The organism is Streptomyces sp. NPDC085931 (assembly GCF_044540565.1).
GTDB lineage: Bacteria > Actinomycetota > Actinomycetes > Streptomycetales > Streptomycetaceae > Streptomyces.
In genome coordinates, this window is the sequence record NZ_JBITSK010000005.1 from 323,944 (window position 1) to 338,745 (window position 14,802).

Consider the following 14,802-nt stretch of genomic DNA (forward strand, 5'->3'; position numbering starts at 1 on the left):
GGCCCCGGTGTGACCGACCGCACCGGGGCCCCGTCCGTTAATCCCCGTTAACCTGCTGCCCATGACCGTCTCTCTCGAAGTCGCTGAAGGCGTCGGCACGCTCCGGCTGGACCGACCGCCCATGAACGCGCTGGACATCGCCACGCAGGACCGGCTGAAGGAACTCGCCGAGGAGGCCACGCGCCGCGACGACGTGCGGGCCGTGGTGGTCTACGGCGGCGAGAAGGTGTTCGCGGCCGGCGCCGACATCAAGGAGATGCAGGCGATGGACCACGCGGCGATGGTGCTGCGCGCCCGCGCCCTGCAGGACTCCTTCACGGCGGTGGCCCGCATCCCCAAGCCGGTCGTCGCGGCCGTGACGGGCTACGCCCTGGGCGGCGGCTGCGAGCTCGCGCTCTGCGCGGACTACCGCATCGCCGGCGAGAACGCCAAGCTCGGCCAGCCGGAGATCCTGCTCGGCCTGATCCCCGGCGCCGGCGGCACCCAGCGCCTGGCCCGCCTGGTCGGTCCCTCCAAGGCCAAGGACCTCATCTTCACGGGCCGGATGGTCACGGCCGGCGAGGCCGAGGAGATCGGCCTGGTCGACCGGGTCGTGCCCGCCGACGAGGTCTACGCGCAGGCGCACGCCTGGGCCGCGCGGCTGGCCAAGGGCCCGGCCCTCGCGCTGCGCGCCGCGAAGGAGTCGATCGACGCGGGCCTGGAGACGGACCTCGACACCGGTCTCGCGATCGAACGGAACTGGTTCGCCGGCCTGTTCGCCACCGAGGACCGCGAGCGCGGGATGCGCAGCTTCGTGGAGGAAGGGCCGGGCAAGGCGAAGTTCCTCTGAACATCCCCCGAGGGGGTTGCAATTGACACCGTGTCTGATCCGGGTCCCTCGATGGGGCGGTTTATGGCAGCCTTAAGGCAACCTTAAGCATGCTCGGTCGAGGGAGGCCGCCGATTGCTCCGGAACGGTCCGTTCCAGCAGGTCAGCCCGGGTGCGGACCAGGCCGAAGTGCCGTTGGCATATGACGGAGGACCGTCGGCCCGGGGTCCGTCCCCCGGGGCGCATTCACCGGGAACGGCCACGGCGGACGGCCCGGACGGCCATGATGGGGGCATGGCGGGGCTGGAGGGTAGGGAACAGCCGCGGGGGCACGCTCATGCGGCCGCGGCGCGCTGGTCGCCGGCCGTCGAGGACGAACACGCGCTGAAGGCGCTGGAGTTGTACGGCAACCCGGCGGAGGCAGAGGTTCCACTGCCGTCCCGCCCCGAGTCCGCGGCCACCGCCAGGCGGCTCACCCAGGTCGTCGTCCTGCGGCACTGGGGGCTCACGCCCAGGACCACGGAGGACGCGGTGCTCCTGGTCTCCGAACTGGTCGGCAACGCCGTGCGCCACACCGGCGCCCGTGTCTTCGGGCTCCGTCTGCACCGGCGGCGCGGCTGGATCCGCGTCGAGGTGCGCGATCCCTCCCGCGGGCTGCCGTGCCTGATGCCGGTGCAGGAGATGGACGTCAGCGGCCGGGGGCTGTTCCTGGTCGACAAGCTGGCCGACCGCTGGGGGGTCGACCTGCTGCCCCGCGGCAAGACCACCTGGTTCGAGATGCGGGTCGCCGACCGCTGAGCGGGCCGGGGCAGCGGGCCCGCGCGGCACGGCCCACCCGGTCCCCGGGGCTCGGCCCACCCGGTCCCCGCGGCTCGGCCCACCCGGCCGCCGGTCGGGCGAATAGCCCGTTTCCGGGAACACCGCCCCTTAAATGGGGGAATGCACCGTCACCTCGTCAAGACCGCCCTGGTCACAGGCGCCGCCCTCGCCGTCCTCGCCGCCTGCGGCACGGACGGGGAGCAGGCCTCCGAGGCGCGCGGCACCAAGGCCGCCGTGCCCGCCCCGCCCGAGAAGAAGCCCGTCGAGGGCCTGCCCGGCATGCCGCCGGTCCTCGACCCGCAGGACGTGTACGCGGCCGACCGGCCGAACAAGCTGTCCCCGGTGGTCAAGGACTTCCCGTCCCGGGTCTACGTCCCCAACACCGAGTCCGACACCGTCTCCGTCATCGACCCGAAGACGTACGAGATCGTCCGGACGATCCGCGTGGGCCGGCAGCCCCAGCACGTGGTGCCCTCCTGGGACCTGAAGACGCTCTGGGTCAACAACAACCGCGGCCACACCCTCACCCCGATCGACCCGAAGACCGGCAGGGCGGGCAAGGAGGTCGAGGTCCACGACCCCTACAACCTCTACTTCACGCCCCACGGCAAGTACGCCGTCGTCATGGCCTCCCTCGACCGCGAGCTGGTCTTCCGCGACCCGCACACCATGGCGGTCGAGAAGACCGTCCCGGTCTCCTGCTACGGCGTCAACCACGCCGACTTCTCCCTCGACGGCCGCTACTTCATCGTCTCCTGCGAGTTCAGCGGCGAACTGCTCAAGGTCGACACCGAGAAGATGGAGGTCGTCGGACAGCAGCGGCTGCCGTTCGAAGGCGCCATGCCGCAGGACGTGAAGATCTCACCCGACGGCAAGAGGTTCTACATCGCCGACATGATGGCCCACGGCATGTGGGTCCTGGACGGCGACCGCTTCACCGAGCCCACCCTGCTGCCCACCGGCAAGGGCTGCCACGGCCTCTACGTCAGCCGCGACTCCCGCGAGATGTACGTGTCCAACCGCGGCGAGGGCACGATCTCCGTCTTCGACTTCACGCGCGACCAGCTCACCAAGAAGTGGCGGCTGCCCGACGGCGGCAGCCCCGACATGGGCGGCGTCTCCGCCGACGGCAAGGTGCTGTGGCTCTCCGGCCGCTACGACGCCGAGGTGTACGCCATCGACACCCGCACCGGCGCCCAGCTCGCCCGCATCCCCGTCGGCAGCGGCCCGCACGGCCTCGCGGTCTACCCGCAGCCCGGCCGCTACTCGCTCGGCCACACGGGCGTCTTCCGCTGACGCCCGTCCGCCGTCCGCGAGGCGGCCGGGACCGCCGCTTGAGTCTCCGGCCGCTGGAGGGTCCAGACTCGCGCACATGACCGACGACGGCACCGCACTGCTCACCATCGGCGCCCTGGCCCGGGCCACCGGACTGACCGTCCGCACCATCCGCTACTGGTCCGACGAGGGCGCCCTGCCCCCGGTGGCCCGGTCGGAGGGCGGATACCGGCTGTACGACGCCGCCTCGGTGGCCCGCCTCGAGCTGATCCGGACGCTGCGCGAGCTCGGCCTGGGCCTCGCGGACGTCCGCCGGGTGCTGGCCGGCGAGGCGACGGTGGCGCAGGTCGCGGCCGCCCACGTCGTCGCACTGGACGCGCGGATCCGGTCGCTGAAGGTCACCCGAGCGGTGCTGTCGACGGTCGCCCAGCGCGGTTCCGGAGCGGAGGAGATGACCTTGATGAACAAGCTGGCACGGCTGTCGGCGGCCGAACGGCGGCGCATCCTGGAGGAGTTCGTGGACGAGATCTTCCACGGGCTGGACACGGCCGACCCGCTGATCCGCGAACGCATGCGGCACACCGCCGCCGACCTGCCCGAGGAACCGACGCCCGAACAGGTCGACGCCTGGCTGGAACTGGCCGAACTGCTGCAGGACCCCGGCTTCAGGGCCGAGATGCGCGGGGTCGCCGAGTCCAACGCGGCCGACCGCGGCCCGGACGCGCCCGCCGGGGCGTCCCTGCGGTTCTCCCGGCGGCTGGTGCGGCTGGGAGCCGAGGCCCGCGAGCGGGGCCTCGCCCCCGACTCGCCGGAGGCCGGCCGGATGCTGGACGACCTCCTGGGCCAGGCCGACCCCGCCGCCGTACTCGACCGGCTGCGTGCGCACGCCACCCACCGGATCGCCCGTTACCGGGAGTTGCTCGCCGTCGTGAAGGGCGCCGGGCCCGGGGTGGCCCGCCGGGAGGAGTTCGCCTGGGTGGCCGCCGCACTGGAAGCCCGTGCGGGCGGTTAATCTGACCTGCGTCAGCACGACGTACAGCACGAGACGAGGGGCGACCGGTGGCGGACATCGAGGAAGCACGCAAGCAGTTCGAGCGGATCGATACGGACGGTGACGGACTCATCACCGCTGCCGAGTTCAAGACCGCCCTGGCCCGGTCGGGTGACTGGAACGTGACCGAGTCGGTCGCCGAGGTCGTGATCAAGAGCCGCGACCTGGACGGCGACAAGAAGCTGAGCTTCGACGAGTTCTGGGGCTACCTGAACAAGTAGGCCGCCCGTACGCGCGAACGAAGGGGCCCGGTCCGTGTCCGCACGGACCGGGCCCCTTCGTCCTTCCCGCGTGCGGCGAGGAATAGCGCTCCCGCCCTGGGGGTTGACCCCGGGCACAAGGATCCGCGAGGCGCTATCCACCCCCCGGAAGGGCGAGGACATGAAGATCGGCATCATCGGAGCGGGCAACATCGGCGGCAACCTGACCCGGCGGCTCACCGCCCTGGGCCACGAGGTGTCCGTCGCCAACTCCCGCGGCCCGCACACCCTCACCGCCCTGGCGGAGGAGACCGGCGCGACGCCCGTACCGGTCGGGGAGGCCGCGCGGGGCGCCGAGATCGTCGTGGTGACCATCCCCCTGAAGGCCGTCCCGGACCTGCCGTCCGGCGTGCTCGACGGCGCGGCGGAGGGCGTCGCGGTCATCGACACCGGCAACTACTACCCGCAGCAGCGCGACGGCCGGATCGCCGGGATCGAGGACGAGGGCCTCACCGAGAGCCGCTGGACGGAACGGCAGCTGGGCCACCCCGTGATCAAGGCCTTCAACGGCACCTACGCCCAGGACATCCTGGACCGCCACCGCCCGGCCGGCGACCCCGGCCGTCTGGCCCTCCCGGTGGCCGGCGACGACGAGGCGGCCAAGGGGAAGGTGCGCGCGCTGATCGAGGAACTCGGCTTCGACACGGTCGACGCGGGCGGCCTCGACGACTCCTGGCGCCAGCAGCCCGGCACCCCCGTCTACGGCCTGCGCGGCGGGATCCAGGAGGTCACGAAGGCCCTGTCGGAGGCGTCCCCGGAGCGCACGGCGGACTTCCGCGGCTAGGGCCTGTCGTTTGGATCAGGTCGCAGGAACGTGACGGTGCTGTTCAGCGCCGGGGAGCGTGGTCTGGTGCGTGCAGCTGCAAGGTGGAGGAGGAAGTCGACGCGGAGCGTCGGCGACCGACGACAACGCCGCAGATGTGCGTGCCGGACCACGCGTCTGCGACGTGATCCAAACGACAGGCCCTCGGCCGGGGGAGGTCAGGCGCTCGTGGCCCACGTGCGCAGTGCCGCCCTGGTCCCGAAGTCGGCGACGTTCTTGTCCAGCGGGTCGTCGGTGTACTGGTGGAAGCGCCACTTCGCCTTGATGCGGGGCTTGCCCGCGGTGACGTAGTCGGCTATCCACAGCCCGTCGCCGGCATAGGAGGTCGTGTCCACGTTGAGCCAGAAGTTCCGGTTGCAGTAGAGCACCACCCGGTTGTCCGGGCGGAGTTCCTTGAGCTTGCGCAGGAACCGGTCCTTCTCCGCGTTGCTCGCGTGGGTGCCGTCGCCGGTCGTCTCCCAGTCGACGGCGAGGATGTCGCCCGCCCGGTCCGGTGCCTTGCCGAGGAAGTACTCGGCCTGGGCGGTGAGGTTGCCGGGCCACAGGAAGTGGTAGAAGCCGACGACCAGCCCGGCGTCCCGCGCCCGCTCGGTCTGGGCGGCCAGCTTGGGGTTCACGTAGGACCGCCCCTCCGTCGCCTTCACGAAGACGAAGGAGAGGCCGTCGGTGTCGTAGGAGGAGGACTGGTAGGAACTCACGTCGATACCGCGCAGCATGGAGGGCTCCCTGAAGTGCTGGTGGGGGAGGGGGAGTCGGTGTCCACCACCATGGCACGGGCTGCTGCGGGCCGATGCGGAAACGTCAGCTTTCGCGGGGCGCGGTGACGGCGGGGGCCGGGTCGCCGGCGGGGGCCGCCTCGCCCTCGTCCAGGGAGACGTGCCTGGTCTCCTTGCCGAGGAGCAGCGCGATCAGCGTCAGCAGGGCCATCGCCGAGAGGTAGAGACCCACCAGCCGGGGCGAGCCGTCCCCGGCCTCCCACAGCGCCACGGCGATGAACGGGGCGACCGCCGCCCCCAGGATCGAGCTGACGTTGTACGAGATGCCGGAGCCGGTGTAGCGCACGCTGGTCGGGAACAGCTCGGGCAGCAGCGCGCCCATGGGGCCGAACGTCAGGCCCATCAGGGTGAAGCCGAGCACGAGCCACAGCACCACGCCGAAGGTGCCCAGACCGATCAGCGGCGCCCAGACCAGGCCGAAGACCACGATCGCCGAGGTGGTCAGGATCAGCGTGGTGCGCCGTCCGTACCGGTCGGCGAGCGGGCCGGAGACCAGGGTGAAGGCGGCGAAGAACAGCACGCCGAAGATCAGCATCAGGACGAAGGTGGTGTAGCCGTACCCCAGTCCGGGCACGGCGGCGTCCTTCGCGGCGCGTCCGTAGCTGAGCGAGAACGTGGTCATCAGGTAGAAGAGCACATAGGTCGCCAGCATGATGAAGGTGCCCAGGACCAGCTGCCTGCCGTGGTCGCGCACCACGGTGGCCAGCGGCAGCCGCCGCACCCCGCCCGCCGCGCGGGTCCTGGTGAACACCTCCGACTCGACGAGGCGGGAGCGCACCCACAGGCCGATGGCGACCATCACCGCCGAGAACAGGAACGGCACGCGCCAGCCCCACACGAGGAAGGCGTCCGAGGGCTGCGAGGGATCGGCGCCGGCCGCGGAGGGCAGCAGCGCGCCCATGGCCAGGAACAGGCCGTTGCCGATGACGAACCCCAGCGGGGCGCCCAGCTGCGGGAAGGTGCCGTACAGGGCGCGCTTGCCGCTGGGGGCGTTCTCGGTGGCGACCAGGGCGGCGCCGCTCCACTCCCCGCCGAGCGCGAAGCCCTGCGCGAGCCGCATCAGCACCAGCAGCGCGGTGGCCACCCAGCCGGCCTGGGCGTAGGTGGGCAGGACGCCGATCAGGAACGTGGCGATGCCCATGGTCAGCAGGGAGACGACGAGCGTCTTCTTGCGGCCGAGCCGGTCACCGAGGTGCCCGAAGACCACCGCGCCGACGGGGCGGGCGACCATGGCGGCGCCGAAGACCGCGAAGGACGACAGCAGCGCGGTGGTCGGGTCGCTGTCCGGGAAGAACAGCTCGGGGAAGACGAGCACCGCGGCGGTCGCGTAGATGTAGAAGTCGTAGAACTCGATCGTCGTGCCGACGAGGCTGGCGACGAGGACGCGCGACCGCGGGTTGACGGGCGTCGGGGCTGGACCGGTGGCTGGCATCGCTGGGTCTTTCACGCGTGAAACATGGCTGCCGCCACCATGCCAGCCATCTTGTTTCGCGGTACAGCCATCTCGCGATGTGGGACGTCGGCCCGCACGGCCGTCAGCACTCGATGATGTTCACCGCGAGCCCGCCGCGGGCGGTCTCCTTGTATTTCACGGACATGTCCGCGCCCGTGTCCTTCATCGTCTTGATGACCTTGTCCAGGGACACCTTGTGGGAGCCGTCGCCGCGCATCGCCATGCGGGCGGCGGTGACGGCCTTGACCGCCGCCATGCCGTTGCGCTCGATGCACGGGATCTGGACCAGGCCGCCGACCGGGTCGCAGGTCAGGCCCAGGTTGTGTTCCATGCCGATCTCGGCCGCGTTCTCCACCTGCTCCGGGGACCCGCCGAGGACCTCGGCCAGTGCGCCCGCCGCCATGGAGCAGGCGGAGCCCACCTCGCCCTGGCAGCCGACCTCGGCGCCGGAGATGGAGGCGTTCTCCTTGAACAGCATGCCGATCGCGCCCGCGGCGAGCAGGAAGCGGACCACGCCCTCCTCGTCGGCGCCCGGCACGAAATTCATGTAGTAGTGCAGGACCGCCGGGATGATGCCGGCCGCGCCGTTGGTCGGGGCGGTGACGACCCGGCCCCCGGCCGCGTTCTCCTCGTTCACGGCCATGGCGTAGAGGGTGATCCACTCCATCGCCAGGGCCTGCGGGTCGCCCTCGGAGCGGAGCTTGCGCGCGGTGTTGGCGGCCCGCCGGCGCACCTTCAGACCGCCCGGCAGGATGCCCTCGCGGGACATGCCGCGCGCCACGCAGGACTGCATCACGCGCCAGATCTCCAGCAGGCCCGCGCGGATCTCCTCCTCGGTCCGCCAGGCCCGCTCGTTCTCCAGCATCAGCGCCGAGATGGACAGGCCGGTCTCCCGGGCCATGCGCAGCAGCTCGTCGCCCGTGCGGAAGGGGTACTTCAGGACGGTGTCGTCGAGCTTGATGCGGTCCGCGCCGACCGCGTCCTCGTCGACGACGAAGCCGCCGCCGACCGAGTAGTAGGTCTTGGTCAGCAGCTCAGCGCCCGAGGCGTCGTACGCCCACAGCGTCATGCCGTTCGCGTGGTACGGCAGGGCCTTGCGGCGGTGCAGGACCATGTCGTCGTCGAAGGAGAACGCGATCTCGTGCTCGCCGAGCAGGTTCAGCCGGCCGCCGGCCTTGATCGCCTCCACCCGCTCGTCGGCCGTCTCCACGTCCACCGTGCGCGGCGAGTCGCCCTCCAGGCCGAGCAGCACCGCCTTGGGCGTGCCGTGGCCGTGGCCGGTGGCGCCGAGCGAGCCGTACAGCTCCGCCCGGACCGAGGCGACGGACCCCAGAAGCTCCTCGTTGCGCAGCCGCCGGACGAACAGGCCGGCCGCGCGCATCGGGCCGACGGTGTGGGAGCTGGACGGGCCGATGCCGATCGAGAACAGGTCGAAGACCGAGATGGCCACGGGGGGAACTCCTGACTACGGGGGTGGTGCCAAGGGGGCGGGTGCCGCGCCCGCTTGTGGCCGGCGCGGCGCCCGAAAGGTTTCTTCGCGACGGGTGGCCGTCGCTCGTTACGGGTTCAGACCCGGGTACAGCGGGTGCCGGCCGGCCAGGGCCTTCACCCGGGTCCTGAGGGCCTCCGCGTCGTACGACGGCTTCAGCGCCTCGGCGATGACGTCCGCGACCTCGGCGAAGTCCTCCGCCTGGAATCCGCGGGTGGCCAGGGCCGGGGTGCCGATCCGCAGACCGGACGTCACCATCGGCGGACGCGGGTCGTTGGGGATCGCGTTGCGGTTGACGGTGATGCCGATCTCGTGGAGCCGGTCCTCGGCCTGCTGCCCGTCCAGCTCGGACTCGCGCAGGTCGACCAGGACCAGGTGCACGTCCGTGCCGCCGGACAGCACGTCCACGCCCACGGCCCGGACGTCGTCCTTCACCAGACGCTCGGCCAGGATGCGGGCACCCTCCAGCGTACGGCGCTGGCGCTCCTTGAAGTCCTCCGAGGCGGCGACCTTGAAGGCGACGGCCTTGGCGGCGATCACATGCTCCAGCGGACCACCCTGCTGACCGGGGAAGACAGCGGAGTTGATCTTCTTGGCCAGTTCGGCCGTGGAGAGGATCACACCGCCGCGCGGGCCGCCGAGGGTCTTGTGGGTCGTGGTGGTGACCACGTGCGCGTGCGGCACCGGGTTGGGGTGCAGCCCGGCCGCCACGAGACCGGCGAAGTGGGCCATGTCGACCATCAGGTACGCGCCGACCTCGTCCGCGATCCGGCGGAACCCGGCGAAGTCCAGCTGCCGCGGGTAGGCGGACCAGCCGGCCACGATCAGCTTCGGCCTGGACTCCTTGGCCAGCCGCTCGACCTCGGCCATGTCGACCCGGCCGTCCTCGCCCACGTGGTAGGCGACGACGTCGTAGAGCTTGCCGGAGAAGTTGATCTTCATGCCGTGGGTCAGGTGACCGCCGTGGGCGAGGTTCAGGCCCATGATCGTGTCGCCCGGCTTGAGCAGCGCGAACATCGCGGCCGCGTTGGCCTGGGCGCCCGAGTGCGGCTGCACGTTGGCGTGCTCGGCGCCGAACAGCTCCTTGACCCGGTCGATCGCGATCTGCTCGACCACGTCGACGTGCTCGCAGCCGCCGTAGTAACGGCGGCCCGGGTAGCCCTCGGCGTACTTGTTGGTGAGGACCGAGCCCTGCGCCTCCATGACCGCGACCGGGGCGAAGTTCTCCGAGGCGATCATCTCCAGCGTGGACTGCTGGCGGTGCAGCTCGGCGTCGACCGCGGCGGCGACGGCCGGGTCGAGCTCGTGCAGGGGTGTGTTCAGGACGGACATACGGCTACGACTCCTCAGCCGGCGGAGAACGCGGTGTACTCGTCGGCGGAGAGCAGGTCGCCCGGCTCGTCCGTGACCCGCACCTTGAACAGCCAGCCGCCCTCGAAGGGGGCCGAGTTCACCAGCGACGGGTCGTTCACGACGTCCTCGTTGACCTCGGTGACCTCACCGGAGACCGGGGAGTACAGGTCGGACACCGACTTGGTCGACTCCAGCTCGCCGCAGGTCTCGCCCGCGGACACCGTGTCACCGACCTCGGGGAGCTGGACGAAGACCACGTCGCCGAGCGCGTTGGCCGCGTGCTCCGTGATGCCGACCGTCGACACGCCGTCCTCGGCGGCCGACAGCCACTCGTGCTCCTTGCTGTAGCGCAGCTGCTGGGGGTTGCTCATGGCCTGAATTCTCCTGTACGCGCGGGAGTGCTGGTGAAGGGGGACCGCTGGTGAGCGGGGTGAGGGGGCGTGAGGGGCCGGGCCCGGGGCCCTGCGGCGCCCGTGGCCCAGTGTCTACTTCTGGCGCTTGTAGAAGGGCAGCGCCACGACCTCGTACGGCTCGTGACTGCCCCGGATGTCCACGCCCACGCCGGGCGTGCCGGGCGCGGCGTGTGCGGCGTCCACGTAGGCCATGGCGATCGGCTTGCCCAGGGTGGGGGAGGGGGCGCCGGAGGTGACCTCGCCGATCACCTCGCCGCCGGCGACGACGGCGTACCCGGCGCGCGGGACGCGGCGGCCCTCGGCGACCAGGCCGACCAGCACGCGCGGCGGGTTCTGCTCGGCCCGGGCGGCGGCCTCGCGCAGGGCCTCGCGGCCCACGAAGTCGCCCTCCTTGTCGAACTTCACCACGCGGCCGAGACCGGCGTCGAACGGCGTCAGGGAGGTGGTCAGCTCGTGCCCGTACAGCGGCATGCCGGCTTCCAGGCGCAGCGTGTCGCGGCAGGACAGCCCGCACGGGACCAGTCCGGCGCCCTCGCCGGCCTTGGTCAGCGCCTGCCACAGCTCCACGGCGTGCTCCGGCTTCACGAACAGCTCGAAGCCGTCCTCGCCCGTGTAACCGGTGCGGGCGATCAGGGCCGGGACCCCGGCGACCGTGCCGGGCAGGCCGGCGTAGTACTTCAGCCCGTCGAGGTCGGCGTCGGTGAGGGAGGCCAGGATGCCGGGGGACTCGGGGCCCTGCACGGCGATCAGCGCGTAGGCGTCCCGGTCGTCGCGCACCTCGGCGTCGAAGCCGGCGGCCCGCTCGGTCAGCGCGTCCAGCACGACCTGGGCGTTGGAGGCGTTGGCGACGACCATGTACTCCGTCTCGCCCAGCCGGTAGACGATCAGGTCGTCGAGGATGCCGCCGTCGGCCCGGCAGATCATCGTGTAGCGGGCGCGGCCCGGCTTCACACCGCCGATGTTGCCCACCAGGGCGTAGTCGAGCAGGGCGGCGGCCTGCGGACCGGTGACGGTGATCTCACCCATGTGGGAGAGGTCGAACAGCCCGGCCCGTGTGCGCACGGCGGTGTGCTCGTCGCGCTCGGAGCCGTAGCGCAGGGGCATGTCCCAGCCGGCGAAGTCGGTCATCGTCGCGCCGAGCGAGCGATGCAGGGCATCGAGCGCGGTGTGACGGAGTTGTCCTGTACTGCTCACGGTCGGTCGTCTCCCAAGGCAATGACGGCGAGGTCGTTCCTCCCCATCTGTCATCGGAACCTGAGAGGTTCGCCATGACCGCGCTGGTCCATGGCTTGCACCTTGGGTGGAGCCGGCCTGCCGGGGGCAGGGGAGGGCCCGCTTTTCAGATGTGCCTCGCCCGCGCGGTAACGGTGCCTGAGAGATTCAAGGGAGGGACTTGCTCCTTCGGCGCCCCAGCGTCAGCGGTGCTGGGAACTCTCCCGCGCGGATTCAAACGGCCGGTATGCAGTTGGCGCGCACATCATTGCACGCATCCTTCGGGCGCGGCAGGGGGACCTTTCACAGGGAGTGCGCGAGTCCCGAGCGCCGCCGGACCGGCGACCTGTAGCAGCCCTGTTGCAGGAAGAGCACGGAAATGAGAGGTCTGCGGCATTACCTTCTCTTTACACTCGGCGGGGATGGGACTCCGTACCTGGCCCCAGGGGAGGACGATCACGGTGAACAGGACCAGGGCGTACGCCACGACCACGGGCATCGCGCTGCCCGAGCAGCCGGCCGTTCCGGCCCGGGCGGTCCGCGGCCCGGCGCCGGTCGTCCGCGATCTGCGCGACCGCCCCGGCCCGCACGCGCTGCTGTTCGGTCCCCGGGACATCGTCGTGGTCACGGGCCTGCCCGGCAGCGGCAAGTCCACGCTCATGCGGCGCACGGTCCCCGGCCGGCGCGTCGACTCCCAGGACACCCGCGACCGCTGGGAGCGCCGCATGCCGGGCTTCCTGCCGTACGCGGTCTACCGGCCGCTGGTCCGGCTCGCCCACTACGCCGGGCTGCGGCGCGCGCTGCGCTCGGGCGAGGGCCTGGTGGTGCACGACTGCGGCACGCAGGCGTGGGTCCGCCGCTGGCTCGCCCGCGAGGCCCGCCGCCGGGGCGGCGCCCTGCACCTGCTCCTCCTCGACGTCACCCCCGAGCAGGCCCTGGCCGGCCAGCGCGACCGCGGCCGCGGCGTCTCGCGCTACGCGTTCCTGCGCCACCGCGCGGCCACCACCCGCCTGCTGCGCTCCGTGGCCCAGGGCGACCTCCCCTCCGGCTGCGGCTCGGCCGTCCTCGCCGACCGGGCCACGGCGAACGCGCTCCGCCGCATCGGCTTCACGGGGTGACGGCCGGCACCGGCCGAGCGCCCGGGACGGCCGCGACACACGGAGAACGGCACGACGACCACGAGCCGGCTGGGCCGGAGGCGACCCCCGAAACCCCACCGAACGGCTCCGCCGGCCACCGGCTGAGCCCGACGGACCGACCCGCCGGGGCGCCGCGGCCGGACCGCGGGCCGACGCCGCGCCGCGGGCGGACCTGCCGGTCGAAGGCCCCGCGCTCGCGTGCCGGGGACGGACCTGCTGGCCGGTGGTCCCGCGCCGCGGACTAACCCGTGGGCCGACGGCCCCGCGTGACGGACTGACCTGCTGGCCGCTCCTGGGCCGGGATGGACCTGCTGGCCGAGGGCCCCGTGCCGCGGACGAACCCGTGGGCCGATGGCACCCGTGTGGCGGACTGGCCCGCCGGCTGCTCCCGCGCCGGGGATGGACCTGCTGGGCGATGGCCCCCCGGCGGGGCCTCACCCGTCGGCGGACGGCCCCGTGTGGCGGACTGGCCTGCCGGCCGCTCGCGTGCCGGGGACGGACCTGTCGGTCGAAGGTCCCGCGCCGTGACCTCACCCGTCGGCGGACGGCCCCGTGTGGCGGACTGGCCCGCCGGCCGCTCCCGTGCCGGGGACGGTACCTCCGGGCCGACGCCCCCGTGCCGCGGAAGAACCCGTCGGCCGACGGGCCCGTGCGGCGAATTGACCACCGGCCTCTCCGCGCCGGGGACGGACGGACCTGCCGGCCGAAACCCCCGCGCCCCGGACTCACCCGTCGGCCGACACCCCCGCACCACGGCGGCGTGACGCCCACCCCCCCCCGGTGCGGACAGCCCGCCGGGTGGCCGCTCGGTGGAACGGCCCGGGGCCGGGAGGCGGGGTGTGGGGCGGCGTCCGGCCCCTGGTCGAGGACGGCCGCCGGTCGGCGGACGGTCGTAACTCGGCGGACGGTCGGACGGTCGCAGCTCGGCGGGCGGTCGGAGCTCGGTGGCGGGCCGGTCGGTCCGTGGGCGGGTGGCCGGTCGGCATGATCCGGTCACTCGTGGCGTCCGAGCCGTTAGCCTTTTCGCCTCAGCAGTGGTTTCAGGCAGGCGGTAGGCAGATGGACTTCCCGGCGGACTTCTCCGCGGACTTCCCGGCGCAGACGCAGACCCACCCGCACGGTGGCTGGCCCGGCAACGAGCTGGAGGAGGTGCTCTCGGCGGCGCTCGGCGCCGGCCCCGCGGCGGGCGGGCGGATCGTCGAGGTGCTCGGCCGGAGTTTCGTCTGGGTCCCGCTCCCCAACGGCGGCGGCCCGCACAGCGGCCCGCTCGACCTGCCCGCCGTCGAGATCGACGGCCAGGCGTTCGTGCCGGTGTTCAGCTCGGAGGAGCAGTTCCGCCTGGGCGCGGGGCCGCACATGGCGTACACCATCGCGCCCGCCGTGGAGTTCGCCCGCGGCCTCCCCCCGCACGCGGGGATCGTCGTCAACCCCGGCGGCGTGGTCGGCATACCCCTGCCGCCCCCCGCCGTCGCCGACCTGTGCCGGGCCGGCCGGACCCCGCTGGACGGCCCCGCGAGCGGCGGCCGGGTCCGCCTGTTCGAGCCCGACTGGCAGGACGACCCGGTGGACTTCCTGGCCGCCGCCTCCGCCGAGTTCGAGGCGATCGGTGTCGTGCTCACCGCCCGCCGCTGCCTCGCCGCGATCGAGACGGCCGACCCGGTGATGTTCGTGGGCGTCGAACTCTCCCAGTGGGAGGGCGACCTGCGGGCCCTGCCGCTGGAGGCCCTGACCCGGGCCGTCACCGCGGCGCCTGCGCCCTGGCCCGTCAACCTCGTCCTGCTCGACGTGGCGGAGGACCCGGTGGGCCACTGGATGAAGGACCGGGTCCGGCCCTTCTACCAGCGGTAGGGCGGCCGGCCCGGACGCGCGGCGGACCACGCGCGGATCCGCACGCGCCGCACGAGGCAAGTCCCGAGCCGGTGGGCGGGCTT

General features: G+C 72.5%; 14 protein-coding genes and 1 riboswitch. Of the genes, 8 read left to right on the top strand and 6 right to left on the bottom strand.

The genetic code is table 11. From position 1 onward, the window contains the following. Nucleotides 1-61: 61 nt before the first annotated feature. The 6 genes from ACIGAN_RS12625 (at nucleotide 62) to ACIGAN_RS12650 (ending at nucleotide 4,997) form a co-directional block, all read left to right on the top strand. Nucleotides 62-829 (top strand): enoyl-CoA hydratase/isomerase family protein, encoded by a 768-nt coding sequence (locus ACIGAN_RS12625; RefSeq protein WP_365096585.1) that lies wholly within the window; start codon nucleotides 62-64, stop codon nucleotides 827-829. A 168-nt stretch (nucleotides 830-997) separates the two neighbouring features. Next, entirely contained in the window at nucleotides 998-1,606 is a 609-nt protein-coding gene (locus ACIGAN_RS12630; protein WP_399857232.1) for an ATP-binding protein, read from the top strand. 141 nt (nucleotides 1,607-1,747) lie between these two features. Then, nucleotides 1,748-2,923 carry a YncE family protein gene (locus tag ACIGAN_RS12635; RefSeq protein ID WP_399857094.1) on the top strand — a complete coding sequence of 392 codons (1,176 nt, stop codon included), beginning with the start codon at nucleotides 1,748-1,750 and terminating at the stop codon, nucleotides 2,921-2,923. 76 nt (nucleotides 2,924-2,999) lie between these two features. Continuing rightward, a complete protein-coding gene (locus ACIGAN_RS12640; RefSeq protein WP_399857096.1) occupies nucleotides 3,000-3,914 on the top strand; it encodes a helix-turn-helix domain-containing protein in 915 nt (304 codons plus the stop codon). Between the two features lie 47 nt (nucleotides 3,915-3,961). Beyond that, complete coding sequence (locus ACIGAN_RS12645) at nucleotides 3,962-4,174, top strand: EF-hand domain-containing protein (RefSeq protein WP_309094424.1); 213 nt, start codon at nucleotides 3,962-3,964, stop codon at nucleotides 4,172-4,174. Nucleotides 4,175-4,334: 160 nt separating this feature from the next. Next, a complete protein-coding gene (locus ACIGAN_RS12650; RefSeq protein ID WP_365735837.1) occupies nucleotides 4,335-4,997 on the top strand; it encodes an NADPH-dependent F420 reductase in 663 nt (220 codons plus the stop codon). A 197-nt stretch (nucleotides 4,998-5,194) separates the two neighbouring features. Here the strand turns inward: ACIGAN_RS12650 and ACIGAN_RS12655 are convergent, their stop codons facing one another. From ACIGAN_RS12655 to gcvT, 6 genes are all read right to left on the bottom strand, one after another. Further along, entirely contained in the window at nucleotides 5,195-5,752 is a 558-nt protein-coding gene (locus tag ACIGAN_RS12655; protein WP_365096572.1) for a glycoside hydrolase family 25 protein, read from the bottom strand. An 85-nt stretch (nucleotides 5,753-5,837) separates the two neighbouring features. Then, nucleotides 5,838-7,244: an MFS transporter gene (locus ACIGAN_RS12660; RefSeq protein ID WP_399857099.1), complete on the bottom strand. Its 1,407-nt coding sequence runs from the start codon at nucleotides 7,242-7,244 to the stop codon at nucleotides 5,838-5,840. Nucleotides 7,245-7,347: 103 nt separating this feature from the next. Next, complete coding sequence (locus ACIGAN_RS12665; protein ID WP_365735833.1) at nucleotides 7,348-8,715, bottom strand: L-serine ammonia-lyase; 1,368 nt, start codon at nucleotides 8,713-8,715, stop codon at nucleotides 7,348-7,350. Between the two features lie 108 nt (nucleotides 8,716-8,823). Further along, complete coding sequence (gene glyA / locus ACIGAN_RS12670) at nucleotides 8,824-10,086, bottom strand: serine hydroxymethyltransferase (RefSeq protein ID WP_399857101.1); 1,263 nt, start codon at nucleotides 10,084-10,086, stop codon at nucleotides 8,824-8,826. Between the two features lie 14 nt (nucleotides 10,087-10,100). Next, nucleotides 10,101-10,478: a glycine cleavage system protein GcvH gene (gene gcvH, locus ACIGAN_RS12675; protein WP_086562694.1), complete on the bottom strand. Its 378-nt coding sequence runs from the start codon at nucleotides 10,476-10,478 to the stop codon at nucleotides 10,101-10,103. Between the two features lie 114 nt (nucleotides 10,479-10,592). Further along, nucleotides 10,593-11,714, bottom strand: a complete 1,122-nt coding sequence (gene gcvT, locus ACIGAN_RS12680) for a glycine cleavage system aminomethyltransferase GcvT (RefSeq protein ID WP_399857103.1) — start codon at nucleotides 11,712-11,714, stop codon at nucleotides 10,593-10,595. A 155-nt stretch (nucleotides 11,715-11,869) separates the two neighbouring features. After that, a riboswitch (glycine riboswitch) is annotated at nucleotides 11,870-11,969 on the bottom strand. Nucleotides 11,970-12,193: 224 nt separating this feature from the next. Here gcvT and ACIGAN_RS12685 point away from each other — a divergent pair. Together ACIGAN_RS12685 and ACIGAN_RS12690 are read left to right on the top strand one after the other, a co-directional pair. Next, the gene (locus tag ACIGAN_RS12685) at nucleotides 12,194-12,850 is read left to right on the top strand and encodes an AAA family ATPase (RefSeq protein WP_365096559.1); all 657 of its coding nucleotides are present in this window, start codon (nucleotides 12,194-12,196) and stop codon (nucleotides 12,848-12,850) included. A gap of 1,080 nt (nucleotides 12,851-13,930) precedes the next feature. Beyond that, a complete protein-coding gene (locus ACIGAN_RS12690; RefSeq protein WP_365096556.1) occupies nucleotides 13,931-14,719 on the top strand; it encodes an enhanced serine sensitivity protein SseB in 789 nt (262 codons plus the stop codon). Nucleotides 14,720-14,802 lie beyond the last annotated feature (83 nt).